Origin of the sequence: Embleya sp. NPDC127516 (assembly GCF_044765325.1) — a bacterium.
Taxonomy (GTDB): domain Bacteria; phylum Actinomycetota; class Actinomycetes; order Streptomycetales; family Streptomycetaceae; genus Embleya.
In genome coordinates this window covers 135385-160285 of record NZ_JBIWJT010000011.1, presented here as the reverse complement: position 1 = coordinate 160285, position 24901 = coordinate 135385, and the positions used below count along the sequence as shown (strand labels likewise).

Sequence of the window (24901 nt, the reverse complement as noted above, 5' to 3'; positions counted from 1 at the left end):
CGCCCTACACGCGAACGTGACCGAGACCACGGCTATTACTGCGCCCGAATGAGCGTATGAACTGTTGAATACATCGACTACGGGTACGCCTGCCACGGAACGAGCCACTCGACCACCCCGCTGAAAGGCGTCCCGACAACCCTCCCGACCACAACCTTCCCTGGCGAGACGAGGCAGCCGTGTGTTGGAGCGCCGAAGCCGATCTCGTGATGGGCAGTGCCATCACGGCCGTGGGCATAGCGAGCGTCGCGTCGGTGCGACGGATCAACGACCTTCCGATGGCGATGCTGCCGGTGATCCTGGGCGCCCACCAGTTGATCGAGGCGGTGGTGTGGAAGGGCGAGCGCGGCGCGGTGTCCCCGGGCACCGCCGAGATCGCGCGCGAGGCCTGGGCCGTGATCGCCTTCCCGCTGCTGCCCGCGTTCGTCCCGCTCGCCGTGTTGGCCGCGCAATGGCCGCTCGAGCGCGGCCGGGAGCGGGTCCGGGCGACCGTCCTGATCGTGCTGGGCCTGGTGGTCGCCGGCGCGCTGGGACACGCGGTCGCGACCCGCCCGGTGAACGCCGAGATCTGTGGGCACACCGTGCGCTACTCGGTGGGCATCCCGGCCGTCCCGTGGGTGATCGCCGGCTACCTGGTCGCGACCCTGGGGTCGCTGTTGCTCGCGCGGGACCGATTGCTCCGCATCCTGGGGCTGGTCTGCGCCGTCGGTGCGGCCGTCACGATGCGGCTGTGGTTCCACTCCTTCGCCTCGACGTGGTGTGCCGTGGCGGCCGTGGCGAGCGTGATCGTGCTGTGGTGGGTGCGCTCCCGGCGCGATCTCCCGCCGGGAGGCACGGGACACCGACACGGTCCGGTCTCCGAACTCGTGCGGTGAACTCGGGCGGTACCGCGTGCGCGCGTCGGATCGTCCGGGTCGGGCATCGTCCGGGTCAGGGAAGCAGCAGCGTGCTGTCGCCGAACTCGTGCCACAGATAGCCCTCCGCGAGGGCCTCGTCGTACACCCGGCGCAGCACCGTCGGGCCCACCACCGCCTCCAGCAGCAGCAGGTGGGTGGCCTCCGGCGCGTGCAGGCCGCTGATCAGGCCGTCGACCACGCGGGCCGGTCGGTCCGGGCCGAGCAGCAGGTCGGTCCACCCGCTCGCGGGCGCGATCTCGCCGTCGTCGCGCACCGCCGATTCCAGCGCCCGGACCACCGTGGTGCCCACCGCGACCACCCGGCGGGCCTGCCGGACCATGGCGGCCGTGTGCTCCGGCACGCTGAACCACTCACGCAGCGGCGGCTCCCCCACCTCCTGCGAGGACACCCCGGTATGCAGCACGATCGGCGCGATGGCCACGCCGCGCGTGATCAGGTCGACCACGAGTTCGTGGGTGAAGGGTCGTCCGGCGCTGGGCATCTCGGCGCTGCCCTCGTCCCGCGCGAAGACGGTCTGATAGGCCGTCAGAGGCCAGCGCTCGCGCAGGTACGAGTAGGCGATCGGGCGCCCGCGCTCGGCCAGGAAGGTCTCCACCCGCGTTTGCGGGACGGTGATCCGTGCCTTCCACAGCCGCTGCCGGGCATGTTCCTTCGGGTACGCCTCCAGCAGCAGCGCCATCCCGCATCCGGTGCCGGGAAAGCGCACCGCCTCGAACCGGCGCACACCGTCCACCGGTCCGGGCGTGCCGTCGGCGTGCCGCAGTTCGAGCACCCAGGTCTCGTCGTCGAGCCGGGTGGCGAAGTGCACGGTCACCGGCGAGCCGTCGGCCCGGTAGCCGTCCACCGCGGCGGGCAGCGTCGCGGAGGTGTTCACCACCAGCAGGTCTCCGGGCCCCAGGTGGCGACCGAGGTCGCGGAACACGGTGTGCTCGACCCGCCCCTCGGAGTGCACGAGGAGCCGGATCCCGTCCCGCGCGAGCCCGCGCGCCTCGGCGGGTTCGGTCGCGTCGTGGATGACCGGGGTGCTCACGAGGTCACCGCCGCGGCGAACTCGGCCACGGTGTACCGGCCGCTCACCGGCCGCTCGTCGAGCAGCCGCAACAGCGCCGGCACCACTGTCGCGGCGGCCGGCCGATCGGAGATGTCCTCGCCCGGGAAAGCCTGTTGGTGCAGATCGGTGTTCATGTCGCCGGGATCGAACGCGTACACATCCAGGTCCGGATGCTCGGCGGCGAGCGTCGCGGTGACGTGGTCGAGCGCGGCCTTGGTGGAGCCGTAGCCGCCCCAGCCGGGATAGGCGTTGACGGCGGCGTCCGAGCTGATGTTCACGACGGCGCCGCGGCCGGCGCCGAGCAGCAGCGGCAGGTTGGCTTGGGTGAGCGCGAGCGGCGCGAACACGTTCACGTCGTACGTCCGGGCCAGGTCGGCGACGGAGTGGTCGGCGAGCGGCGGCATCGGGCTCGGGCCGAGCACGCTCGCGTTGTTGACGAGCAGGTCGAGCCGACCCGACTCGCGGACGACGTCCCGCAGTTCGCTGCGGTGCGCGGGGTCGGCCACGTCGCCGGCAACGGCGATCACGTCCTCGGCCCCGAGGTCGCGCAGTTCGTCGGCCGCGCGGGTCAGGTCGGCGGCTCGACGGGCGTCCAGGACCAGGGTCCAGGATCGGGCGGCGAGCGTGCGGGCCAGGGCCAGGCCCAGTCCCCGCGAGGCGCCGGTGATGAGTGCGACAGGCATGGTGATCTCCAGGGGAATCCACACCCCACCCGGTGATGGGCTGCCCCTCTACACTGCAAGTTCAAGTGCACTTCAGGTCAAGCGGACGAATCCGGAATCGACCGGACCGCCGGGCCGGGATCTCAGGAGGCGGCGTGCTCACCGGGACGGATTTGTTGACGGTCGGCCAGATGACCGCACGCAGCGGGTTCGCGGCATCCGCGTTGCGCTACTACGAGGCCGAGGGGCTGATCAGCGCGAGTCGCACCACCGGCGGCCAACGCCGGTACGAACGGCACATCCTGCGGCGCCTGGCGTTCATTCGCGCGGCGCAGAACATCGGCCTGTCGCTGGAGGAGATCAAGGACGCGCTCGGCAAGCTCCCGGAGGGCCGCACGCCCACGCCGGCCGACTGGGCGAAGATCAGTCGGGCCTGGCGTGGGCGTCTGGAGGAGGAGATCGAGGCTCTGGTACGGCTGCGGGACGGCTTGGAACAGTGCATCGGCTGCGGCTGCCTGTCGATGAAGCGCTGCCGCATCTCCAACCCCGACGACGTCGCCAGCCGCTACGGCTCCGGCGCGGTGACCCTCCCCGAACTCCTCCGCGAGGACCGCCGCCATCCCCACCCACACGGCTGACACCGACCGGGTGCCGCCCCATCGCCCGGTGGCCTCAAGCGCCGGCCGACGAAATCAGCCGGCCGGCGCTTGAGGCCACCCCGGTCACGGACCGAGTCCCCCCAAAGCGGCCCGCGTTCGAGGCCACCCCGTCGCAGACGGTCGCTCCCCAGCCCGGCCCGCGTTCGAGGTCACCCCAGTCGCAGACCGGCTTCCCCGCAGCCCGGCCGGCGTTTGAGGCCACCCGGGCCGCAGGCCCGATCAGTACCGGTCCCGCACCGCCGCGGCCCGTCCCCCACCGGAAGCCGCAGCCGGAACCGCGGGAGCGTCGGGCGCGGAGCCGGCAAGCGTCGACCAATCAGGCTTCGCCCCGACGTCGTACGTCCGCAGCTTCGAGAGCACCGCGGGATCCTGGACGTCGAGCCAGTCCACCAGGTCGCGGAAGCTCACACACTTCGTCTCCGGCCGAGCGCACGCGGTCCGCATGGTGCGTTCGACCGCCTTCATGTAGATGCCGCCGTTCCAGCCCTCGAAGTGGTTGCCGATCATCAACGGCGCCCGGTTCCCGGTGTACGCGCGCTCGAAGCCCGCCATGTAGCTCGCGTACGCCTGCTCCTCCCACTCCTGGAACTTGGCCGGGTCGCCCTTGACCGTGCGCGACTGGTTGAACATCACGTTGTAGTCCATCGACAGGACCTCGAACTTGCGCCCGGGCAGCGGGATTTGCTGCAACGGCAGGTCCCAGATCCCGTTCACCTTGGTCGGCCACACCTGGCGCCCACCGGGCGAACTCGCGTCGTAGCGGAAGCCCAGCGACGGCGCGGCGTCGAGCAGCGCCTTCTGGCCCTCCAGACACGGCGCCCGGCCGCCGATGAGTTCCTTGTCGTAGTCGAACGGAAGCGCCGGCAGATCCGCCCAACCGGTGTTGGTCTTCCAGTTCTTGACGAACGCCTTGGCCTGGTCGACCTCGCTGCGCCAGTCGTCCGCCGACCACGAGCCGCCGCCGGTGGGGCCGCAGAAGTGGCCGTTGAAGTGCGTACCGATCTCGTGGCCCTCGTTCCACGCGGCGCCGAGTTGTTCCAGCGTCATCCGCAGGTGGACGTCGTCGAGGTAGCCGATGTCCGAGGCGCCGATCGGCTTGTGCGGCGGCAGGTACTTGGCCCGCTTGGCCTCCGGCAGCACGTACACCCCGGACAGGAACAGCGTCATCTTCGCGTTGCTCTCCTTGGCCACCTGGCGGAAGCGGGAGAACAGCTTCTTGTCGTCCTCGCCGGCGCCGTCCCAGGAGAACACCAGGAACTGCGGCGGCGCCTGGCCCGGTGCGAGCTTCTCCGGCTTGAGCCGGCCCGGCTGCTCGCCCGTGCTCGACGTCGAGCCGTCGCCGATCAGGGTGACCGGCCCCTGCCCGGGCTGCACCTTCGGGGCACCCTGGGCGGGCGCGGCGGCCTTTTGCTTCGGGTCCTCGCCATGCCCACCGGCGAACACGACGAAGCCGATGGCGGCGACCACCGCCACCACCAGGACGATTGCGGCCACGCCGCGAGATGATCGCACGAATGCCCCAAATGATCGGAAATATAGGGAAATCCATTGCAGGCTAAATCGCCCATCGTCACGGTTGGGGATATGCCTGGCCGCGCGCACGATCATGATCACCACATGGGATGAAGGGGTACGGCCACTCGGCGGCAACGGGACCGCGCTCTTCGGCCGGCCGAGGTGTCCGTACGTCCCGAACGGGCTATGGATAACCGGGCCGGTGCTCGGGGCCGGGCACAGGGCGGCCGATCCGGAGGGACATCGATGCGCGAAACGCTTCGGGAGGCCAAACACACCCTGATGCCGCCGCGCGACGACCCGCACGGCCCGCTTTCGCCGCTGCTGATCGTGCTCACCGTGGTGACCGGCCTGGTCGACGCGCTGAGCTACCTCGAACTGGGTCGGGTCTTCGTCGCGAACATGACCGGCAACGTGGTCTTCACCGGCTTCGCCCTGGCCGGCGCCCCCGGCCTGTCGGTGTCCGCCTCGCTCGCCGCCCTGGCCGCGTTCCTGGTCGGCGCCGCCGGCGGTGGCCGCCTGGGCGCCGGGTTCGGCGATCGACGACTGCGCCTGCTCTGGGTCGGCTGCGCCCTCCAGGCCGTCCTGATCGCGGCGGCCCTGACCGTGGCCGCGGCGGTGAGCGGGCTCGGCACCGGCGCGCGGTACTCGCTGATCCTGCTCCTCGGCTTGGCCATGGGGCTACAGAACGCGGTGGCCCGGCGGCTGGCCGTACCGGACCTGACCACCACGGTGTTGTCCCAGACGCTCACCGGGCTGGCCGCCGACCTGCGCCGCTTCGGCGGACCCGGCTCGCGCGCGGGCCGTCGAATGCTCTCCGCGTTCGCGATGGCGCTCGGCGCGTTCACCGGCGCGACGCTGGTACTGCACGTACACATCCTCGTCGCCTTCGCCGCACCCCTGATCCTGCTCTTCGGCGCGGCAGTGGCCGGGTACGTCCTGGACCGCCGCGCCGGTCCGGCCGCCTCCGCGGATCCGGCTCCGGCTCCGGACGACGCCGCCCCGGACACCGGTTCCGGGCCACTCGTCGCGCCGGACGGGAAAAACATTTGAGGTCCTCGGCGTCCGAGGGTTAGCCTGGACCGGTCACATTGTCGTCCGTCTGGATGGTCCGTTGCGCATCTGAGGTCCGGACATCGCGCCGCTCGAGCCCCTGTGTGCTCGCGGTCGCGTCTCGACCTCGGTGTGGCCGTCCCGGACGATCTTTCACGTCCGGCCCCCTCCCGATCCCGCCGCGCGGTGTCCCACGCGATCCGTTCACCACGCGTCCATGGGAGCCACTCCATGTCATTTCCGACCGCACCGGCGATCGTATGTTCCGACCTGTCCTTCGCCTGGCCCGACGGCACCCCCGTCGTCGCGGGCCTCGATCTCGCCATCGGCGGCGGCCGAACCGGCCTGGTCGGGGTCAACGGCGCGGGCAAGTCGACCCTGCTCAAACTGATCGCCGGCGTCCTGTCGCCCACCTCCGGATCGATCACGGCCGGCGGCGACCTCGGCTACCTCCCCCAGCATCTGCCGCTCGACGCGGACCGTCGGGTCGACGACGTGCTGGGCATCGCCGGCACGCGCGCAGCGCTGCTTGCGATCGAGGGCGGTGACGCCGACGTGCGGCACTTCGACGCCGTCGGCGACGACTGGGACGTCGAGGAGCGGGCCCGCGCCGAACTCGACCGGCTCGGACTGCCGCACGTCGACCTCGATCGCACGGTCGGCACGTTGTCCGGCGGCGAGTCGGTGCTGCTCGGGCTGGCCGCGCTGCTGCTGCGCCGGCCCGACGTACTGCTCCTGGACGAGCCGACCAACAACCTCGACGGCTCCGCGCGCGAGCGGTTGTACGACGCGGTGCGGGGCTATCCGGGTGTGCTCGTCGTGGTCAGCCACGACCGCGTGCTTCTGGATCTGGTGGACCGGATCGTCGAACTGCTCCCGGACCGGGCCCGCACCTACGGTGGCAATCTGAGCGCGTATCTGGAGGTCCTGGCACAGGAGCGGGCGACCGCCGAGCGCCTGGTCCGCACCGCGCAGACCGATCTGCGCAAACAGAAGCGGGAACTGGCCGAGGCCCAGGTGCGATTGGCCCGCCGGGTCCGGACCGGCCGCAAGGCCCAACTGGAAGGGGGCGTGCCCAGGATCGTCGCGGGCAACCTCAAGCGGGCCGCCGAGGTCTCCGCCGGCAAGCTCAGGGGCACGCAGGAGGGTCGGCTCGACGACGCCCGAACGCGGCTGTCCGAGGCCAGGGACGCGGTGCGCGACGACAAGGAGATCCGCATCGAGTTGCCCGGGACCGAGGTGCCCGCCGGGCGCACGGTGCTCGTCGCCGAGGGTCTGAACACCGCGGATCTGCTGTACGGGCCGGACGGCCTGGACCTGAACGTGCGCGGTCCCGAACGGATCGCGCTGACCGGCGACAACGGATCGGGCAAGACCACCTTGCTGCGGCTGCTGACCGGGGCGGAGCAACCGGCCCGGGGCAGCGTGCGGATCGGCGTCGACGGGGTGCGGCATCTGCCGCAGCGGCTGGACATCCTCGACGAGGACGCGAGCGTCCTGGCCAACCTCCGCCGCTTCGCGCCCACGGCGTCGGACTCCGAACTGCGCGGCCGGCTCGCCCGCTTCCTCTTCAAGGGCAATCGCCCCGAACAGCGAGTCGGCACCCTCTCCGGCGGCGAACGTTTCCGCGCGGTCCTGGCCGCGCTCCTGTCCGCCGACCCGCCCCCACAACTACTGATCCTCGACGAGCCCACCAACAACCTGGACCTCGCCTCGGTCCACCAACTCGAACAGGCCCTCAACGCCTACCAAGGAGCCCTACTGGTAGCCACCCACGACCGCCCCTTCCTCACCAACATCGCCATCACCCGAGAACTCCCCCTCCACCGAGGCCACGGCCTCAATCCCCCCACCGAAACCCCAACCGACGCATGACACCACCCAGCCGGGCCGGCGCATGAGGCCAACCCAGCCTGCCCGACGCTTGAGGGCACCCAGCCCGGCCGGCGCATGAGGCCACTCAGCCCGGCCGGCGCATGAGGCCAACCCAGCCCGGCCGGCGCATGAGGCCAACCCAGCCCGGCCGGCGCATGAGGCCAACCAAACTCAACCCACATCCCGCGCAGACCCATCGTCGTTCCCCCGCCGAATCGTCCGAACCCGCGCGCCAGGCCGCCAAACCCGCAGGACGATCTCCTCGCCCTCCACCCCCACCCCACTCACCTCGTCGAGCTCGACCCGAAACAGATGAAATGGCACCGGCGCCCCCGTCTCGCCCGCGTACGGCCCCTTCACCGCGTCGTCCACGACCTCGACCGCCCGCCCACTCACCCGCACGTCACCGTGCGCCAGTTCGGCCCCCTCCCCCGGGTTCGCGAAGATCGAGAACCGCGGATCACGCAGCAGATCCCGCGCCTTCAACGAACCGGGCATCATGCCGAGCCACATCTGCTCGGACCGGAAATCCACCTCCAACCCGCTCAGCCGAGGCGAACCGTCCCGCCGCACCGTGCCCAGCACATGGTGCTTGTACATCCCGAAGCGCTCGCGCACCGTCGTCGCGAACTCCGGCTCGGCCTTCTCGAACTCCGCCCAACTCGTCATACGCACATCGTGCACCGCCATCCCTGACAACCTTTGGCAAGGATTCCGGGTTAGTTTCGAGTCATGCGATCCGGCCGACTGGTGGCACTCCTGCTCCACCTGCAGAACCGACCCGGCGGGGCCACCGCCGCCGAGCTGGCCGACGAGTTGGAGGTGTCGGTCCGCACCGTGTACCGCGACGTCGCCGCGCTCCAGGCGTCCGGCGTACCGCTGTGGACCGAGACCGGACCACGCGGCGGGATCCGGCTCGTGGAGGGCTGGCGGACCAGGCTGGACGGACTCACCGGCGACGAGGCGGCCGCGCTGTTCCTGTCCGGCGCGCCGCACGCCGCCGACGCGCTGGGCCTGGACACCGTGCTCGTCGCGGCGCAGACCAAGGTGATGGCCACCCTGCCCGCCGACCTGCGCACCCGCGCGGGCCGGGTCCGGCAGCGCTTCCACCTGGACGCACCGGGCTGGTTCCACCGCGACGAGGACGTCCCGTACCTCACCGAGATCGCGAGCGCGGTGTGGACCGGCCGCCGGCTGGATCTGCGGTACGCCCGCCGCGACCGCGAGGTGTCCCGCCGGCTGGACCCGTTCGGTCTCGTCCTCAAGGCCGGCGTCTGGTACCTGGTCGCCCGCCATCGCACCGACATCCGCAGCTACCGGGTGTCACGGGTGGTGGCCGCGAGCAGTCGGCCGGAACGTTTCGAGCGCCCGGACGGCTTCGACCTCGGCACGTGGTGGGCACACAGCAACGAGGACTTCGCCCGATCGCTGATGCAGTTCGCCTGCGTGGTCCGGGTGTCGCCGTCCGCGCTGGGCCGATTGCCGCGGATCTTCGGCCCCGTGGTCGCCGCGGACGCGCTCGCCTCGGCGGGGCCGCCCGACCCGGACGGGTGGCGCGAACTGCGGCTGCGCACCGAGTCCGAGGAGGTCGCACTGGGCCAACTGATCGGTCTGGGCACGCATATGGAAGCCGTGTCGCCGCCGAGCCTGCGCCGCGCGGTGGCCGGGATCGGCGCCGCGATCGTGGCCCACCATCGGACGCCGGAAGGTCCCTCGCAAGACTGACGCCACCCACCTCGGGGAGCGCGGCGCACCCGGACCCGACATTTGGGGAACCCCGGGTCGGATGCGGATCGTTGGCACGGGCGAGGTCCACACAGCGTGACGGATCGTCGACTCTTCCCCGGGACGTACCCCACCGGTACGGGGCTCCCCTTAGGGGAAGGGTCGTTCGGCGTACCCGGGGTCCTCCCTGCGTAGGACGGCCGGATCTGTCCTTGGAGAGGATTCGCCGGAGCCCCATCCCCCCTACGGTGATCCTGTGCACTGCAAACCGCGGAGCGCGCCACCCTTTCACCTCATCTGGGGGACAGACTCGTGACCACGGCCACGGCTGCCATGACCGACGCGGACTCCAGGGGCACCATCGCCGCCCGCGCGCAGCAGCTCACCAAGGCGTACGGCGAAGGCGAGACCCGAGTCGTCGCTCTCGACAGCGTGGACGTCCAGATCGGTCGCGGTCAGTTCACCGCGATCATGGGCCCCTCCGGCTCCGGCAAGTCGACCCTGATGCACTGCCTCGCCGGTCTCGACTCGGTGAGCGGCGGCAAGAGCTGGATCGGCGACACGGAGATCACGAGCCTGAAGGACAAGGCGCTCACCAAGCTCCGCCGCGACAACATCGGCTTCATCTTCCAGGCGTTCAACCTGCTCCCGACGCTGACCGCGCTGGAGAACATCACGCTGCCGATGGACATCGCGGGTCGCAAGCCGGACAAGGCCTGGCTGGACACCGTGATCGAGACCGTCGGCCTGCGCGACCGGCTCAAGCACCGCCCGAGCGAACTCTCCGGCGGTCAGCAGCAGCGTGTCGCGTGCGCCCGCGCGCTGGCCAGCCGGCCCGAGATCATCTTCGGTGACGAGCCGACCGGAAACCTCGACTCGCGCTCCGGCGCCGAGGTGCTGGGCTTCCTGCGGCGCAGTGTCAACGAGCTCGGTCAGACCATCGTGATGGTCACCCACGACCCGAACGCGGCGTCCTACGCGGACCGGGTCCTGTTCCTGGCAGACGGTCGAATCGTCGACGAGATGCTGCGTCCCACGTCCGACGCCGTACTGGAGCGCATGAAGCGCTTCGACGGCGCCCGGACCAGCTGAAACAGGCGGAGAGTCCCCCACCATGTTGAAAGCCACGTTCCGCAGCTTCCTCGCCCACAAGGGGCGAATGGTGCTGTCCGCCCTGGCAGTACTGCTGTCGGTCGCGTTCGTCTCCGGCACCCTGGTATTCACCGACACGATCACCAAGACGTTCGACGAGCTGTTCAAATCCACCGCCTCGGACGTCTCGGTCAACCCGAAGTCCGAGTTCGACAAGGACGACCTCGCGCTCACCGGGCAGACGCCCACGCTGCAGCGCTCGGTCATCGACAAGGTCGCCAAGGTCGACGGCGTCAAGGAAGCGCACGGCGACGTCAACCTCGAGTCGGTCACCGTCGTCGACAAGAACAACAAGTCCGTGGGCCCGTCCTCGGGCGCCCCGACCATCGCCACGAACTGGTACGAGACCGACCGCACCCCGGTCAAGGTCACCAGCGGCAACCTGCCCAAGGGCCCGGCCGAGGTGATGATCGACGCCGACACGGCCGACAAGAAGAAGGTGAAGATCGGTGACGAGCTGCGGGTGATCGCACCGATCGGGCAGTTCCCGGTCAAGGTCACCGGCATCATGACCTTCACCACCACCAACCCCGGTGCGGCCCTGCTCTCCTTCGACTCGGCGACCGCTTCGCAGCGGCTGCTCGGCGACCCGAACCTGATCACCTCGATCTCGGTCTCCGCCGCCGACGGCGTCTCCGACAAGGTCCTCAAGCAGCGCGTCGAGCAGGCGCTCGGCGACACCACGAACTTCGAGGTCAAGACGGCCGCGGAGTCCGCCAAGGACGCCGGCGACTCGCTGAGCGGCTTCCTGAACGTGATGAAGTACGCGATGCTCGGCTTCGCCGGTGTCGCCGTACTGGTCGGGATCTTCCTGATCTTCAACACCTTCTCGATGCTGGTCGCCCAGCGCACCCGTGAACTGGGTCTGATGCGGGCCATCGGCGCGAGCCGGGCGGACGTGAACCGCTCGGTGCTGGTGGAGGCGGTCCTGCTCGGTGTGGTCGGCTCGACGCTCGGTCTGTTGGCCGGTCTCGGTCTGGCCGTCGGGCTCAAGGCGCTGATCAGCGCGGTCGGGATCAACCTCAAGGGCACGTCCCTGGTGATCAAGACCTCGACCCCGATCGTGGCCTACCTGGTCGGCGTGATCGTCACCGTGATCGCCGCGTACGTGCCGGCCCGCCGCGCGGGCAAGGTCGCCCCGATGGCGGCCCTGCGCGAGGCCGGCGCCCCGCCGCAGAAGTCGATCAAGACCCGCTCGATCATCGGCCTGGTGCTGTTCGCCCTGGGCGCGCTCGCACTGGTCGCCGGCGCCACCGCGGACAGCGGCAGCCAGGGCGGCGGATTCCTCGGCCTGGGCGTGATGTTCACCCTGCTCGGCTTCATCGTGCTGGCGCCGCTGCTGGCCCGCACGGTGGTCCCGGCGCTGGCGTCCTGGTACCCGAAGGTGTTCGGTTCGATGGGCCGGCTCAGCCGGGAGAACGCGCTGCGCAACCCGCGCCGCACCGGCGCCACCGCGTCGGCGATCATGATCGGCGTCGCCCTGGTCAGCGGCATGGCGGTCGCGGCCTCGTCGATGTCGGCCTCGTTCGACAAGCAGATCGAGAAGTCCCTGGGCGCCGACTACACGATCCAGTCGCTGGTCGGTACCTTCCCGGAGGACGTCGTCCAGGCGGCGAAGAAGACCCCCGGCGTGGGCGAGGTGGTCAGCCAGACGCTCAGCAACGCTACGCTCACCGCCGACGGCAAGAGCAAGAAGGACTTCGTCGTCGGTTCGGACCCGGGCATGGACGACACGCTCAAGACCACCTACCTCCAGGGCAGCGGCAACGCGGCCATCTCGGCGGGCAAGGCGGCCATCGGCGAGAACTTCGCCAAGGATCACAACCTCGGCATCGGCGGCAAGATCGAGATCGCCTTCCCGAACGGGCAGAAGACCACGGTCGAGGTCGGCGCGATCCGCAAGAAGTCCGAGGGCGCCGACATCGGCGCGGGCGACACGACGATCATCCCGAACACGGTGATGAAGCAGTTCGTCCCGAACGTGCAGTACCAGATCATGATGGTCAACGCGGCCTCCGGTCAGGACGCGTCGAAGGTCGGCGCGGCGCTCAAGTCGGCGCTCGATCCCTTCCCGCAGGTCAAGGCCCGTGACCAGAGCGACTACAAGGAACTGATCGGCAAGCAGATCGACACGTTCCTGTACCTGATCTACGGTCTGCTCGGCCTGGCGATCATCATCTCGATCCTCGGTGTGATCAACACGCTGGCGCTGTCGGTGGTCGAGCGCACCAGGGAGATCGGCCTGATGCGGGCGATCGGCGCCTCGCGCCGGCAGATCCGCCGAATGATCCGCCTGGAGTCCATGGTCATCGCGACCTTCGGCGCCCTGGTCGGGCTCGCGCTCGGCATGGCGTGGGGTATCGGGGCCCAGCGCCTGCTCGCCAAGCAGGGCCTGGACGTCCTGGAGATCCCGTGGGGCACGGTGATCGGGATCGTGATCGCCGCGGCGGTGGTCGGCCTGCTCGCCGCCGTGATGCCGGCCTTCCGGGCGGCGCGGATGAACGTCCTGCGGGCGATCGCGACGGACTGACCCGAATCGGGTGTTCCACCCATGAAGCAGCCGGCTCCCCATCCTCCCCCCTTGGGGAGCCGGTGACCGAAGAGCCCCCCGAACCACCTTGCGCAGGTGGTTCGGGGGGCTCTTCCATGCCGTCGCGGTGGTGGCGGCGGCATCGTCCCGGCGGAGCACCGTCGGGTGGGCGCGGGCGGGTGCGCGGGCCGGCCGGCGGTTTACGGCCGGGTGCTCTTCAGCGCCTGGCGGCAGGCCTGGTCGGCCTGGCGGGTGGTCTCCGGGAGGCGATAGCGCGGGGTCAGGGCCAACACATGCGCGCAGGCCGTATCCAGGTCGACACCGTGGCCGATCGAGACGAACACCGGCTTGATCGCGTCGCGGGTGCGCAACACCCGCCCCACCACGTCTCCTTCGTACACGACGTCGGCGGCGTCGCCGCGCTTGTCCCCCGGCGTCTCGTAGGTGCCGACGAAGTGCGTCTTGCCGACCCCGACGGTCGGCAGCCCGGTCAGCACGCCGAGGTGGCAGGCCAACCCGAACCGGCGCGGATGGGCCAGCCCCTGACCGTCGCACACGAGCAGGTCCGGTGTGGTGTCCAGCCGTTCGAGCGCGGCCGACAACGCCGGGATCTCCCGGAACGCGAACAGCCCGGGCAGATACGGAAACGTCGCCACGCCGTGCACCACCGACCGCTCCACCACGGCGTGCGTCGAGGCGTCCAAAACCACCACGGCGGCGGCGAGTTCGTCCGAGTCCTCGGCGTAGGCCACATCCAGCCCGGCCACGAACCGCACCTGCGCGGGCCCCGGCCCGGGCCCGACCGTGTCCACCAGCGGCCGCAATCGATCCTGCACGGCCAACCCCTCGGCAGCCGTGCTCGGCCAGGGCTCGCTCGCGTCGATCGCGAAAGAGGTGCTCATCCGCGAAACGCTACCGCCCGCGCGCGACCCTCGGTGGTGCGGCCGATATCCCCGACCGCACCACCGAAGGTCGCGCTCGACGCTCACCGCCCCGGCAGCGGGACCCGGGCGTGCACGCCGGTGCGGCTAGTGCCGAACTCGGCGGCGGCACCCAGGTAGGCGCGGGCCTGATCGCGCGTCAGGCCGTGGCCGCAGCACAGCAGTTCCTCGCCCTGGGCGGCGCATCGACGCAGCGCGAGGGTCGGATCGGCGCCGATGCCCAGCGGGATCAGCGCGTCCGCCGTGCTCACGAACGGGCCGCGCGGGTTGCCGAATCGCGCGCGGGCCCGCTCGTACGGGATCACCTCGACGCGCAGAGTGACCTTGAGCGCTCCCTCCAGCGCCGCGCCGTGGCCGTGTGCCAGGCGGGGGCCGCCGAGGTAGAGCAGCGCGCCGGCGGTTTGCACCGGCAGGTGGAGCGTGCTGCCCGCGCCCAGGATCGGCAGGTCGAGATTGCCGCCGTGTGAGCCCACCCGGGTGGACAACCGGCGCAGGCCGTCGGAGGTGGCCACACCCAGTACCGCCAGACTCGGCCGCAGTCGCAGGGTCAGGTCGCCGGTCGCGGTCGGGATCCGGGCCCGACCGTCCCGGATCGCACACACCGTGACCGGCGGCGCGCCGCGCCCGCGACCGTGCCGCTCGGTGAGTACGCCGTAGGAGGTCCGCGGGCGCAGTTCGAGCAGGTGCACCGCGAGGACGTCGCCCGGGCGGGCGCCGGCCACCGAGATCGGGCCGGTGATCACGTGCGGACCGTCCACGGCGCGGTCGTGCGCGAGGTCGGAGGCGGCCAGTGCGCGGTGGTCCTCCGGGACACGATCGGCCCGGATGTGGTGCCGGCCGAAGAAGGCCACCGGGTCGCGGCCCTGGTCGCCGAGCAGGCCCTCGTGCGAGACGGTGTCCGCGGTGAGCGTCTCGCCGGATTCGACGAACGCCACCGGCCGGTCCCGGGCACCAGGCAGCCAACCCCACAGGACGGTGCCGGGCCTGGACGACAAATGTTGCCGGTGCCGTCGGGGACCCGGTACGGCGACGGGGCGCGCCTCGGTGATGGTCATGGGGTCGGTTGTACGGGTTCGCCGTTGCCGGTCGGCGTCGCGCACGTTACGTGCCCGTTTCGCCCCCGAAGGGGTGGTCCTTAACGGCGCCGAAACGCCGCCGCAACAGCGCCCGGTCACAGTGGGTCGGGCGGCGCGGCGACGCGGTATCGGGGCGTTTCCTCGACCCCGCGTCGGATCGGGGTCGCGGATTCAAGTCCCAGGGGGTAGCGATGAGCGACACGATCACCCTGTTCGGCGCCACGCTGCCGGACGGGCGTACGCGTGACGTGGTGCTGCGCAACGGTCGGATCGGGGTGCTGCGCGAGCCGGGTCGGCCGTACTCGCGGGCCGGCTCCGGGCTGGATCTGACCGGCTATCTGCTGCTGCCGGCTCCCGCCGAGCCGCACCTGCACCTCGATCGCGCGCTGACCTGGGAGCCGGTGGGCTCGGATCCGGACGGACGCGACGGCGCGTGGCGGTCCTGGCAGGTGCGGCCCGCCCGCTATCGACCCGGCGATCTGCGCCGGCGCTCGCGCGAGGTGTTGCGAACGCTGGTCGTCCGCGGGGTGACCGCCGTGCGCACGCACCTGGACATCGGCGAGGGCCGCACGCCGCTGCGCTCGGTCGAGGTGATGGCCGAACTGCGCGCCGAGTTCCATCGGCTCCTCGACCTCCAGATCGTCGCCGTCCCGACCCCGGGGACGAGTGATCGCACGATCGTGGACGCGGTGGGCGCGGGCGCGCGGGTGATCGGCGGACGACCCAGGTTCGCGCCGGACTGCCGGCAGGAGATCCGCCGGCTGCTGCGGCTCGCGGATCGTGTCGAGGTCGGGCTCGACCTGCACCTGGACGACGGTTTCGATCCGCGCCTGCTCGTGGTCGGCGACCTGGCCCGGCTGTTGCGCGCGTCGGGCTTCGACCGGCCGGTCACGGCCAGTCATCTGGCCGGCCTGAACCGGCTCTCGCCGTCCGCGTTGGGTCGGGTCGGCGAGACGATCGCCGCGTCCGGGATGCGCGTCGTGGCGTTGCCGTCGGAGCGCGGTTGTGGGCTGCCGATCCGCGAACTGGTCGCGGCGGGCGTCACGGTCGCGGCCGGCGGCGACCATCTGCGCGACGCCGGGCACCCGATGGGTCTGGCCGACCCGCTGGCCACCGCCGCCGCCACGGGGTTGGCGCCCGCCCGGGCCTGGGCCGCGGTGGCCGGGCACGCGCGGGGCGTACTGGGCGTGGAGGCCGGCGGTCTGGAACCGGGGGCCCGCGCCGACCTGTTCGCGGTCCGGGCGCACTCCCTGCCCGAGGCGCTGCGCACCCGCCCGCAGGACCGCGTCGCCATCCGTGCCGGCCGGGTGGTCGCCGGCAGCACCCGCCTCGCCCGTCTCGCCGGCACCGCGCGACCCGGGCGAACGGGCCGCGCGGTGCCGGAGGCCGCGTAGCTCGACCCGGACCGGCGCCGAACGCGGGCCCGCACGCCGCCGGGCGAGCCGTTGCCGCCGACCCGGGAACACCGTCGCCCGACCGGCGCGGCAGGGCCCCGACGGACATCGAACACGATCGCCGGCTTGGTCGGGTCAGGGACGCGCTCGGATTGCCGCCGGCAGCGCCATGAGCGCGTCAACGGGTGGGCCGGGCGGGCGGATCCGGGGGGAGGCTGGGGGTGGTCGAAAGGAGGCCGCCATGTTCGCCGCAATTCGTCGGGTCGACGGGATCCGCCGCACCGCCTCGATCCGTCGGGCCGGTGCCGCGCTCCCGAGGGCGGTCCTCGGGTCGTCGTGGTGCCGATCATGCGGATGGACGACGCCGCCGTCGCGGAGCTGACCGCCGCGCGCGGGACGGCCGGGCGGGCGATCGCCGTGCACGTCACGCACGCCGGTGAGCGGGTCGCGCGGGACGCGTTGGTGGCCGCGTGGGAGGCGTCCGGGGTGGACGCGCCGTTGAGCGTGGTCTTCGACGAGCACGATCGGCTCGTCGAGGCGCCGGCCGGCATCGTCCGAGGGTTGCCGGAGCGGCGGGTGGCGGTGTTGTTCCCGGCACGCGCCGAGCCGGTTCGCACGCGCGGCCGGCGGCACGACGTCCTGGTCGAGTCGTTGCGCGCCGAGGGTTGTGCGATCCGGGTGGACCGCGCCGAGGCGCGTGCCCTCGTCTCCCGGGATCCGGTGGTCACCGCCGCCTGACGTCGGCCTGCGGATCCAGGACGACGCGGTCGCCGCGTTCATGCTCGGCGGCGCGGACCCCGAGCGGGCCAGGCAATACCGGTACGTGTTCGCCGCCGCCGTACTGGGCTGGTCCGCGATCGAGGAGGGCGGACGCTTCCCGGCCGATCCGCCGATGGACTTCGAGGTGCTGCTCGACGTCCCGATGCGCGGCTACCAAGCCTGAGCCCGCGCCCGACGGGTAGACGCCGCCTCGTGAACGAAGTGGACGAACGAGAAGGGCCCGGGCCCGGCACGAGCGGGAGCGCCGGGCTGCCCGGCGACGACAGCGACACCAAGGGCACGGTCCTGGTCGCGCTCGGTGCGAACCTGGCGATCGCGCTGGCCAAGGTCGTCGGCGGACTGATCACCGCGTCGCCCGCGCTGCTCTCCGAGGCCGCGCATTCGGTCGCGGACAGCTGCAACGAGATCTTCCTGCTCGCCGCGATCCGCCGCAGCAAGCGCGCGCCCGACGCACGACACCCGTTCGGCTATGGCAAGGAGCGTTACTTCTGGTCGCTGCTCGCCGCCGTCGGCATCTTCGTGATGGGCGGCTGCTTCTCCTTCTACCAGGGGCTGCACGCGATGCGGGAGTCCGGCGAGGAGAGCCCGACCGGCTACCTGGTCGGCTACGCGGTGCTGCTGGTGGCGCTGATCGCCGAGGGCGCGTCGCTGGTCAGGGCGGTGCGGCAGATGTACCGGGACGCGCCGAGCGGTGCGCGCGGGCCGCTGGCGAAGGCGCGGGCGATCCAGGACCCGGCGTTGCGCACGGTGCTCGCCGAGGACGCCACCGCGGTGCTCGGCGTCACGCTCGCGCTGATCGGGATGGCGCTGCACGAACTCACCGGCAACGTGGTGTGGGAGGGCGGCGCGTCGATCGGGATCGGTCTGCTCCTGGTCTACGTCGCCTATCGGCTCGGCATCGCCTCCCGCGACCAACTCATCGGCGAGGCCGCCGACCCGGCGCTGCAACTGGAGGTACAGCGCTTCCTCGACGAGCAGCCCGAGGTGGACACGGTCACCAAGGTGTACACGATGCGGATCGGGATGGGACAGGTGCTGCTCGCGGCACGCGTGGACCTGACCGAGGGCGTGGACAGCGAGGACGTCGAGATCGCCGCGGTGCGGATCAAGGCCGCCATCCGCGAGCGATGGCCCGAGATCGAGCAACTGTTTCTGGACATCACCGACGCGGGCGAGCACGATCGGGACCGGGCCGCGGCGCGGCGCCGTGAGCTGGAGGAACAGGTACGCGTCGCCGATCGCGAAGGGTGACCGTTTAGGCTGCCGGGGCGTTGTGCCCATCCACCGGAGGCCGAAGTGACCGAAAGCAGAGCAGGCGGATCACCCGCGCGACGTGGCCCCGGCGAGTTGGAGTCCGAGATCCTGTCGCTGCTGTGGACGTCGCCGACGGCGATGGGCGCGGGCGCGGTACAGGAGCAGTTGTCCGGCGAGTTGGCGTACACGACGGTGGTGACCATCCTGTCCCGCCTGCACGACAAGGGCGTGCTCCAGCGCACCCGGTCGGGCCGCTCGTACGTGTACGCGCCGGTGTACGACGAGGCCGGGCTGGCGGCGCGACGCATGCGGCAGGTGCTGGACAAGGAGGGCGACCGGCAGGCGGTCCTCGCGCGGTTCGTCTCGGACCTGTCCACCGACGACGAGGCGCTGCTGCGCCGACTGCTGGACGAGAGCGGGTCGTAGCCGCGTGCGTTGGATCGTCTACCTGCCGTTGCTGCTGCCGATAACCTCGGTGCCCGTGGCCCGGCTCGCGGCCGACCACCTCGCGCCGCGCCGGGTGGTGGTCCTGCTCACCGCGCTGACCTCGGTCCTGGCCCTGTGCGCGACCATCAGCCTGGGCCTGCTCACCGTGGTGGGCACGGCCCAGCTCCCGGGGGTACCGCTGCCCGATCACTGGTCCGATCCGCAGGTGCGGGCCTCGATTCCGAACGTCCAGGTGATCGGCTCCCTGGCGAGCGCGGCGCTGACCTCGGCGCTGCTGTGCGCGGCGGTCGTCCTGGGCCGCCGCCGACGCGCGCTGACACTGCTGCGCGCGGGGGTGCCGACGGCCGGCGGCACCGAGTTGACCGTGTTGCCCACCGGACCGCCGACCGCGTTCGCGCTGCCGGGCAGGCGGCCGCGGATCGTGGTCTCGGCGTCACTGCTCGCGCGCTTGGACGCGGACGAGCGGCGAGCGCTGCTGGCCCACGAGCGGGCGCATCTGAGCGGCCGGCACGATCGGGTGCTGCTGGTCGCGACACTGGCGATGTGCGCGCATCCGCTGCTGCGGCCGATGCGCACGGCGATCGGCTACGCGCTGGAGCGCTGCGCGGACGAGGACGCCGCGCGCGTGGTGGGTGACCGTCGGGTGGTGGCCCGCGCGGTGGGCAAGGCGGCGCTGGCCGGACCGGCCGCACCGCGTGGCGCGATGGCCGCGACCGGCGGCCCGGTCCCGCGCCGGGTGGCCGCGCTGCTGGGCCCGTCTCCGACCGACCGCTGGCCCACCCCGTGGAGCCGCCCCGGCGCGGCCACCCTGATCGCCCTCGGCGGCGCCGCCCTCTCCACCTGGGCCACCTGGGACGCCGCCATCGACCTGCACGCCATCCTGCGCACGGCCGACCACGTGTTGTGAGGCCGGCCGCGCGATCAGTACATGGGAAAGTCCGCCGTCGCGATCGAGAAGCCGAACCGCGGCAGCGGTACGTCCTGGCCGAACGCGTAGGCGGCTCGCGCGGTGTAGCGACCGCCCTTCGGCTCGGAGTACACCGCGATCGTGCCCTGACGAGGGTCGATGATCAGGTAGACCGGGATGCCCATGCGCGGGTAGTCGCGCAACTTGGCCTCCCAGTCGTTCTCCGGGTTCGACCGTGAGACGACCTCGACGGCAAGCCGCACGTCGGCGGCCGGCACATGATTCTCGACGGTGAGGAGATCATCCTCCGGAAAGACGCAAACGTCGGGATTGCGCCTTATCAGGTTGGCGTCGTCCAGGACGTCCATCCCCCCGTGAACCGCCATCCCGGCCCACTCCTCGCGTCCGGCGATACCGCGCTCGATGCGCATCCGCAGCCGGCGCACGATGAACTCGTGGATGCCGGACGGGCCGGTCATCATCACGAGCGTGCCGTCGCTGATCTCGATCTTGTAGTTGGACGGCGTGCGGACAGAATTGGCGATGGCCGTCAGCCGGTCGAACTCCTCGCGGTCCATGTCCCCCATGGTAGGTCGCCGGGCTTCGCGACCATGGTCCGTCCGTGCGCCACCGAGCACCCGGCTCGTCACCCCGGTTTCCGCGCCGCGAGGCGTTTGCTCGCGACGTCGAGGAGGCGGCGCAGGTCCGCTTCGCGGGGGAGTTGCGCCGGGAGCCGTTCGCCGTACGGCAGGCGGGTGCGGGCCTTGCGCCACAGGCGGTCCGGGAGGGTCCTCGGGTCCTGGTGGTAGCGGACCTTGGTGAGCAGTTGGCGGGCCTCGGCGTCGGCCGGGTTGAGCGCGAGGGTGACCGCCAGGTGTTCGGCCGCGGTGTTCCAGCGGCCACGCCGGGCCGACCGGACCGCGTCGTTGAAGTGCCTGTCGGCCAACTCGACGAGGCCCGCGAGTGCGCCCAGGTCGCCGCCGCACGCCGGGCAGCGCTCGGTCAGGTCGGCGATCCGGCGGCGGCACAGGGGGCAGGTGATCGCGAACGCCATGTCATTTCTCCAGGGAGCTCTTCGGGAGCCGCAACCCGATGTGCGGGGAGCCCTCCCGGATCTGTTCCATCCAGCGGTCCGCCCGGGCCCGCAGCGGCATGATCCGACCTCGATAGATCTCCACCAACCGGCGGTTGCCCGCCGCCTCGTCCCGCACGTCCACCTCGGCAGCGTCCTCGGCGATGGTGTCCAACTCGCGCAGATAGCCATCCGCGTCGGCCCGGTGCCGGCCGGCGGAGGCCTGGTCCATCTCCTGGATCGAGCGGCGCAGGTACTCGACCTCCTGAAGCACCGCGACCTGGAACTCGGCGGCGGTGAACTGCTGCGGCGAGCGCCCCCCGTGCAACATCCGCTCGGCCGCGTTGATCCGGTCCCGCACCGCCTCGTTGGCCAGGTGCCAGTCCATCTTGTTGCCCGCCGCGTACGCGGCCCGCCCGGTCGCGCGCAGACCCGGGACCGCGCCCCGGAAGCGCTCCGCCTCGACCGGGTCGTGGTCGACCAGCCGGTCGGCCAGCCGGGCCAGGAAGGCGAGGTTGTCCTCGAACTCGCCGATCGCCGGGTTCAGCGCGCTGCCCGCCGTGGTGGCCACCCGCAGGCCCTGGACCAGCGTCTCCGCCTCCAGGATCTTGTGGTGCGTCTTGCCCGCGTCGATCCGGTCCCGGACCAGTTCGGCGATCTCGGCCAGTAGTCGATCCAGCGCCGGGCCGACCCGGATCGCGTCCGCCGGCGGGATCGCGTCCCGCTTCTCCGCCCAGCCGGTGAGCACCTGCCGGTGCCGCTCGGCCAGTTCCGGCCAGCCCGGGATCTCCCGACGCGGGATGTCGATCACCGCGCTGCCCTCGGCGCCCACCTGCGGCAGCCGCGCCTCGGCCCGGATCGTCCAGCCCGCCTCGAACTCGAGCGTCACCTCGACGGTCGAGCCGACCGACACGTCGGTGGGCAGGTCCCGGATCGAGACCTCGCCGATCGGCACCAGGCCCTCGACCAGACCGACCCGCAGACTGGACCCCTGCGAGGCGGTCTCCAGGCGGAAGTCGGTGCGGTAGGGCACCATCGTCCCGGCCCGGACCACCACGTGCAGCCCGTCCACCAACTCGACCGAGAAGTCGTGCGCGAGCACATCGCCGGTCGCGTCCGAACGGGGCTTGCCGTCGGACTCGATCGTCAACTGCCGCGACTCGATCTCCCGTCCGTGCGCCAACACCTGCACGGTGAAGCCGTTCTCGCCGTCGCGCAACGGCACGTCGGCGAACAGGAAGCGGCCCTCCGCGTCGGCCGTCTCGGTCAGGTACACCCGCCCGTCGTCCGAGCTGAGCAGCACCTGAGCACCCGCCGGCGAGGCCAGCGCGGGTCCGGCCAGCACCCGGCCGCCGATGTCGGTCTCCGGCGGCAGCGCCTCGGGGCGGTCCAACTCCAGGTGCCCACTGCGGCTGGGCACGTTCGCGGCCTTGATCGCGGCGCCCAGCGCGACGCACAGGTCGGGGTTGAGCAGCCGAGGGCCGCGCCCGAAGTGCTCGGTGAGCATCGTGGCCACCAGCGGGATCCGGGACGAGCCGCCGACCATGACGATCTCGTCCAGGTCGGCCGCGGTCATCCCGGCCCGCGCCAGCGCCCGGTCGCAGTCGTCCAGCGTGCCGCGGATCCGGTCCGCGATCATCTCCTCGAACTCCTCGCGGCGGATAGGCAGTCCGATGTTCATCGGGGTACCGCGCCGGTCCTCGCAGTACTGGCTGACGATCTCCGTCTCGGGGTAGCGGGACAGGTCGTGCTTGGCCCCCTCGGCGACCGACAGGAGTTGTGCCTCGACCTTGCCGTCGGCGGGGTTCTCGCTGTCGATCGCCAGGTCGTACTCGGGCAGTTGGGCCGCGATCCAGGACACGATCCGCCGGTCGAAGTCGAACCCGCCCAGATAGCGGTCGCCACTGAACGAGCGGTTCTCGAAGCCCACCTCGGGATCCCAGGTGACCACCGAGGTGTCGAACGTGCCGCCGCCGAGGTCGTAGACCAGGAAGGTCTGCGGCTCGGTCAGCTCGCGGGCCCGCTCGTGGGTGTACGCGAGGGCCGCGGCCACCGGCTCGATCAGCGTCTCGACCACCTCCAGGCCGGCCGCCTGTCCCGCGCGCGTGGTCTCGTTCTTGGCCCGGGTCTCGAAGAACGCCGGGACGGTCACCACGGCCCGCTCCACCGGCACGCCCAGGGCCTCCTCGGCCACCTGCTTGAGGTGACGCAGGATGTGCGTCGACGCCTCCAGCGGGGTCAGGCGCGCGTGTCCGGCGGTGACCACCTGGTCGGTGCCCATGTTCCGCTTGAAGAACATCGCGGGCGGGGCGCCCGGCAGGCGGGCCTTGTTCTTGGCCAACTGGCCGACGATCGCCTTGCCGCTCGGATCGATCCACACCGCCGAGGGTGTGGTCGGCGAACGGTCCGGATTGGCCACGATCAGCGAGTCGCCGACCGACCGCAGCCGGCGGGCCGCGATCAACTCGGCCTTTCCGGGGATCTCGGCGTCGGCCGGTATGGCGATGCACGAGTTGGTGGTGCCCAGGTCGATGCCGACCACGATGCTCATCCGGTGGTACCGCCTTCGTGGTTCGCGTCGTTCGAGGTGTCGGGATTCGGCGGGGTCGGATCCGACCCGGCCGGGGGTTCTTCGGCGGTCGACCGGGCGCTGCCGGCTCTCGGCTCGGGCTCGCCCGGCGCGTCGGTCTCGGCCCGGGTCTCGGGTGCGACCGGGGTCTCGGGCTCGGCGGGGGTCTCGGGCTCGGCCGTAGTCTCGGGCTCGGTCGACGCGGTGGACTTGGTCGGTGCCTCGGGCTCCACCGGCGCGTCGGACTCCACCCGCGCATCGGGCTCGGCCGGAACACCGGAATCGGCGGGTCCCCGCTCCGCACGCGCTGCGTCCTCGCGTTGGGCCGCGGTGGGCACGAAGCCGAGCACGACCTGCGCGCGCCTGATGACCTCGCCGTCGTCGAGCAGCACGCCCGGCCGCAGCGTCCTGGCCACGATCATCGCGCTCTCGTCGCCGCTGTCGGGCGCGTGCGCGACGTCCACCCGACGGCCCACCGCCGCGTACGCCTCGCCCACCGGGTCGTCGAAGCGAACGCCCGCGCGGTCCAGCGCGGTGGCGAACCGCCGGGCGATCGAGGCCAGTACGGCCGGTACCGGCTCACCCTCCAGGCTGCCGCGCAGTTCGTGCAGCGCGACCGCGGCGTCCGCGGCCAGACCGGTGTAGCGCTCGTGCGTCGACTCCAGCCGCTTGCGCATCTCCTCGCGGCCCGCCTCGCGTTCGCGCGCCGCGCCGCGCACCACGTCGTACACGAGCGCGAACGGCGGGTCGAGCGGGCGCTCGGGCACCGGCCGTTCGCTCTCGGTGATCGCCATCGGGTCCGCCTCGGGATCCGCCGGCGGGTCCGCCACGAGGGGGGCCCGCTCCGGTGTCGCTGCCATCAGTGCGCCCCTTCTTCCGTCCACAACGGTACGAACTCGCGCGGCGCGGGCGCCGGCACCAGACCCGCGAGCACGCGTCGATCGATCCCGATCCGCACCGGGCCGGACGCCTCCGGCGGATCGAACTCGGCGAACTCCTCGGCCAGTTCGGCCGGATCCGCGCCGGGCCGCTCGGGCCGGTGGGTGAGCAGTTCGGCCGACAGCCGCCCGGCCGGATCCGCCAGTGTCTCCTCCGCCGCGTTCACGTCGGCCGGGGCGAGCACCCGACCGTGCACCGGGAACCGCTCCGCGCCGCGCGCGATCCGCTGTCTGCGCTTGCGCACCCGCGCCTTGATCGCCGCCCGGCCGGCCAGGTCCGGAGCCAGGTCCAGGATCTGGAAGGCGGTGCCCCGATAGGGATTTCGGCCGGCCTGCCAGGCCCAGGGGTTCTCCCGGGCGGGCTCGTTCACGGCGCTGCTCATG

24 protein-coding genes are annotated in these 24901 nt (G+C 71.8%); 13 read left to right on the top strand and 11 right to left on the bottom strand.

What is annotated here, in order from left to right; all coding sequences use genetic code 11:
• Nucleotides 1-209 precede the first annotated feature (209 nt).
• Entirely contained in the window at nt 210-875 is a 666-nt protein-coding gene (locus tag ACIRL2_RS22560; protein ID WP_402234181.1) for a DUF6629 family protein, read from the top strand.
• A gap of 55 nt (nt 876-930) precedes the next feature.
• Here the strand turns inward: ACIRL2_RS22560 and ACIRL2_RS22555 are convergent, their stop codons facing one another.
• Nucleotides 931-1947 carry an S-adenosylmethionine:tRNA ribosyltransferase-isomerase gene (locus ACIRL2_RS22555; RefSeq protein ID WP_395863214.1) on the bottom strand — a complete coding sequence of 339 codons (1017 nt, stop codon included), beginning with the start codon at nt 1945-1947 and terminating at the stop codon, nt 931-933.
• A complete protein-coding gene (locus ACIRL2_RS22550; RefSeq protein ID WP_402234179.1) occupies nt 1944-2651 on the bottom strand; it encodes an SDR family NAD(P)-dependent oxidoreductase in 708 nt (235 codons plus the stop codon). Before ACIRL2_RS22550 ends, ACIRL2_RS22555 begins: the two co-directional genes overlap by 4 nt.
• 134 nt (nt 2652-2785) lie before the next feature.
• Between ACIRL2_RS22550 and soxR the strand changes: the two genes are divergently transcribed.
• Nucleotides 2786-3268 carry a redox-sensitive transcriptional activator SoxR gene (gene soxR / locus ACIRL2_RS22545; RefSeq protein ID WP_395863218.1) on the top strand — a complete coding sequence of 161 codons (483 nt, stop codon included), beginning with the start codon at nt 2786-2788 and terminating at the stop codon, nt 3266-3268.
• A gap of 240 nt (nt 3269-3508) precedes the next feature.
• Here soxR and ACIRL2_RS22540 read toward each other — a convergent pair whose 3' ends face one another.
• Nucleotides 3509-4783: a hypothetical protein gene (locus ACIRL2_RS22540; RefSeq protein ID WP_395863220.1), complete on the bottom strand. Its 1275-nt coding sequence runs from the start codon at nt 4781-4783 to the stop codon at nt 3509-3511.
• Between the two features lie 267 nt (nt 4784-5050).
• On the opposite strand from ACIRL2_RS22540, the gene ACIRL2_RS22535 reads away from it, so the two are divergent.
• Both ACIRL2_RS22535 and ACIRL2_RS22530 read left to right on the top strand, forming a co-directional pair.
• On the top strand, nt 5051-5857 hold the full coding sequence (locus ACIRL2_RS22535; RefSeq protein WP_402234177.1) for a YoaK family protein: 807 nt from the start codon (nt 5051-5053) through the stop codon (nt 5855-5857).
• A gap of 231 nt (nt 5858-6088) precedes the next feature.
• On the top strand, nt 6089-7732 hold the full coding sequence (locus ACIRL2_RS22530; protein WP_402234175.1) for an ABC-F family ATP-binding cassette domain-containing protein: 1644 nt from the start codon (nt 6089-6091) through the stop codon (nt 7730-7732).
• Between the two features lie 171 nt (nt 7733-7903).
• Here the strand turns inward: ACIRL2_RS22530 and ACIRL2_RS22525 are convergent, their stop codons facing one another.
• Nucleotides 7904-8401 (bottom strand): pyridoxamine 5'-phosphate oxidase family protein, encoded by a 498-nt coding sequence (locus ACIRL2_RS22525; protein ID WP_402234173.1) that lies wholly within the window; start codon nt 8399-8401, stop codon nt 7904-7906.
• Between the two features lie 63 nt (nt 8402-8464).
• On the opposite strand from ACIRL2_RS22525, the gene ACIRL2_RS22520 reads away from it, so the two are divergent.
• The 3 genes from ACIRL2_RS22520 (at nt 8465) to ACIRL2_RS22510 (ending at nt 13139) form a co-directional block, all read left to right on the top strand.
• The gene (locus ACIRL2_RS22520; RefSeq protein ID WP_395863228.1) at nt 8465-9457 is read left to right on the top strand and encodes a helix-turn-helix transcriptional regulator; all 993 of its coding nucleotides are present in this window, start codon (nt 8465-8467) and stop codon (nt 9455-9457) included.
• Between the two features lie 333 nt (nt 9458-9790).
• On the top strand, nt 9791-10549 hold the full coding sequence (locus ACIRL2_RS22515) for an ABC transporter ATP-binding protein (RefSeq protein WP_395863474.1): 759 nt from the start codon (nt 9791-9793) through the stop codon (nt 10547-10549).
• Between the two features lie 22 nt (nt 10550-10571).
• The gene (locus tag ACIRL2_RS22510; RefSeq protein WP_395863230.1) at nt 10572-13139 is read left to right on the top strand and encodes an ABC transporter permease; all 2568 of its coding nucleotides are present in this window, start codon (nt 10572-10574) and stop codon (nt 13137-13139) included.
• Nucleotides 13140-13339: 200 nt separating this feature from the next.
• Here ACIRL2_RS22510 and ACIRL2_RS22505 read toward each other — a convergent pair whose 3' ends face one another.
• Nucleotides 13340-14041 carry an endonuclease V gene (locus tag ACIRL2_RS22505; RefSeq protein ID WP_402234171.1) on the bottom strand — a complete coding sequence of 234 codons (702 nt, stop codon included), beginning with the start codon at nt 14039-14041 and terminating at the stop codon, nt 13340-13342.
• Nucleotides 14042-14124: 83 nt separating this feature from the next.
• Nucleotides 14125-15135: an acetamidase/formamidase family protein gene (locus tag ACIRL2_RS22500; RefSeq protein ID WP_402234169.1), complete on the bottom strand. Its 1011-nt coding sequence runs from the start codon at nt 15133-15135 to the stop codon at nt 14125-14127.
• Nucleotides 15136-15347: 212 nt separating this feature from the next.
• On the opposite strand from ACIRL2_RS22500, the gene ACIRL2_RS22495 reads away from it, so the two are divergent.
• From ACIRL2_RS22495 to ACIRL2_RS22470, 6 genes are all read left to right on the top strand, one after another.
• On the top strand, nt 15348-16550 hold the full coding sequence (locus tag ACIRL2_RS22495; protein WP_402234167.1) for an amidohydrolase family protein: 1203 nt from the start codon (nt 15348-15350) through the stop codon (nt 16548-16550).
• A gap of 348 nt (nt 16551-16898) precedes the next feature.
• Nucleotides 16899-17288, top strand: a complete 390-nt coding sequence (locus tag ACIRL2_RS22490; protein ID WP_402234165.1) for a hypothetical protein — start codon at nt 16899-16901, stop codon at nt 17286-17288.
• Nucleotides 17248-17493 carry a hypothetical protein gene (locus ACIRL2_RS22485; protein ID WP_402234163.1) on the top strand — a complete coding sequence of 82 codons (246 nt, stop codon included), beginning with the start codon at nt 17248-17250 and terminating at the stop codon, nt 17491-17493. The genes ACIRL2_RS22490 and ACIRL2_RS22485 overlap by 41 nt, the downstream gene beginning before the upstream one ends.
• Before the next feature lie 38 nt (nt 17494-17531).
• Nucleotides 17532-18581 (top strand): cation diffusion facilitator family transporter, encoded by a 1050-nt coding sequence (locus tag ACIRL2_RS22480; protein WP_395863476.1) that lies wholly within the window; start codon nt 17532-17534, stop codon nt 18579-18581.
• 45 nt (nt 18582-18626) lie between these two features.
• Nucleotides 18627-19010, top strand: coding sequence for a BlaI/MecI/CopY family transcriptional regulator (locus tag ACIRL2_RS22475; RefSeq protein ID WP_395863242.1), 384 nt, complete (start codon nt 18627-18629; stop codon nt 19008-19010).
• Between the two features lie 4 nt (nt 19011-19014).
• Nucleotides 19015-19938 carry a M56 family metallopeptidase gene (locus ACIRL2_RS22470; RefSeq protein WP_395863244.1) on the top strand — a complete coding sequence of 308 codons (924 nt, stop codon included), beginning with the start codon at nt 19015-19017 and terminating at the stop codon, nt 19936-19938.
• Between the two features lie 14 nt (nt 19939-19952).
• On the opposite strand, the gene ACIRL2_RS22465 is transcribed toward ACIRL2_RS22470, so the two are convergent.
• The 5 genes from ACIRL2_RS22465 to ACIRL2_RS22445 form a co-directional block, all read right to left on the bottom strand.
• On the bottom strand, nt 19953-20516 hold the full coding sequence (locus ACIRL2_RS22465; RefSeq protein WP_402234161.1) for a Uma2 family endonuclease: 564 nt from the start codon (nt 20514-20516) through the stop codon (nt 19953-19955).
• Nucleotides 20517-20584: 68 nt separating this feature from the next.
• Nucleotides 20585-20992, bottom strand: coding sequence for a hypothetical protein (locus tag ACIRL2_RS22460; RefSeq protein WP_395863247.1), 408 nt, complete (start codon nt 20990-20992; stop codon nt 20585-20587).
• 1 nt (nt 20993) lies between these two features.
• Nucleotides 20994-23561, bottom strand: coding sequence for an Hsp70 family protein (locus tag ACIRL2_RS22455; protein WP_402234159.1), 2568 nt, complete (start codon nt 23559-23561; stop codon nt 20994-20996).
• Complete coding sequence (locus tag ACIRL2_RS22450) at nt 23558-24439, bottom strand: hypothetical protein (RefSeq protein WP_402234157.1); 882 nt, start codon at nt 24437-24439, stop codon at nt 23558-23560. Before ACIRL2_RS22450 ends, ACIRL2_RS22455 begins: the two co-directional genes overlap by 4 nt.
• Nucleotides 24439-24900, bottom strand: coding sequence for a hypothetical protein (locus tag ACIRL2_RS22445; RefSeq protein WP_395863253.1), 462 nt, complete (start codon nt 24898-24900; stop codon nt 24439-24441). Before ACIRL2_RS22445 ends, ACIRL2_RS22450 begins: the two co-directional genes overlap by 1 nt.
• Nucleotide 24901 lies beyond the last annotated feature (1 nt).

Coding starts and splice junctions, on each gene's coding strand:
- ACIRL2_RS22530 (WP_402234175.1), top strand. CDS start 6,089: ATGTCATTTCCGACCGCACCGGCGATCGTATGTTCCGACCTGTCCTTC.
- ACIRL2_RS22525 (WP_402234173.1), bottom strand. CDS start 8,401: ATGACGAGTTGGGCGGAGTTCGAGAAGGCCGAGCCGGAGTTCGCGACG.
- ACIRL2_RS22505 (WP_402234171.1), bottom strand. CDS start 14,041: ATGAGCACCTCTTTCGCGATCGACGCGAGCGAGCCCTGGCCGAGCACG.
- ACIRL2_RS22450 (WP_402234157.1), bottom strand. CDS start 24,439: ATGGCAGCGACACCGGAGCGGGCCCCCCTCGTGGCGGACCCGCCGGCG.
- ACIRL2_RS22460 (WP_395863247.1), bottom strand. CDS start 20,992: ATGGCGTTCGCGATCACCTGCCCCCTGTGCCGCCGCCGGATCGCCGAC.
- ACIRL2_RS22515 (WP_395863474.1), top strand. CDS start 9,791: ATGACCGACGCGGACTCCAGGGGCACCATCGCCGCCCGCGCGCAGCAG.
- ACIRL2_RS22520 (WP_395863228.1), top strand. CDS start 8,465: ATGCGATCCGGCCGACTGGTGGCACTCCTGCTCCACCTGCAGAACCGA.
- ACIRL2_RS22445 (WP_395863253.1), bottom strand. CDS start 24,900: ATGAGCAGCGCCGTGAACGAGCCCGCCCGGGAGAACCCCTGGGCCTGG.
- ACIRL2_RS22560 (WP_402234181.1), top strand. CDS start 210: ATGGGCAGTGCCATCACGGCCGTGGGCATAGCGAGCGTCGCGTCGGTG.
- ACIRL2_RS22490 (WP_402234165.1), top strand. CDS start 16,899: ATGCGGATGGACGACGCCGCCGTCGCGGAGCTGACCGCCGCGCGCGGG.
- ACIRL2_RS22535 (WP_402234177.1), top strand. CDS start 5,051: ATGCGCGAAACGCTTCGGGAGGCCAAACACACCCTGATGCCGCCGCGC.
- ACIRL2_RS22510 (WP_395863230.1), top strand. CDS start 10,572: ATGTTGAAAGCCACGTTCCGCAGCTTCCTCGCCCACAAGGGGCGAATG.
- ACIRL2_RS22500 (WP_402234169.1), bottom strand. CDS start 15,135: ATGACCATCACCGAGGCGCGCCCCGTCGCCGTACCGGGTCCCCGACGG.
- ACIRL2_RS22465 (WP_402234161.1), bottom strand. CDS start 20,516: ATGGACCGCGAGGAGTTCGACCGGCTGACGGCCATCGCCAATTCTGTC.
- ACIRL2_RS22550 (WP_402234179.1), bottom strand. CDS start 2,651: ATGCCTGTCGCACTCATCACCGGCGCCTCGCGGGGACTGGGCCTGGCC.
- ACIRL2_RS22495 (WP_402234167.1), top strand. CDS start 15,348: ATGAGCGACACGATCACCCTGTTCGGCGCCACGCTGCCGGACGGGCGT.
- ACIRL2_RS22455 (WP_402234159.1), bottom strand. CDS start 23,561: ATGAGCATCGTGGTCGGCATCGACCTGGGCACCACCAACTCGTGCATC.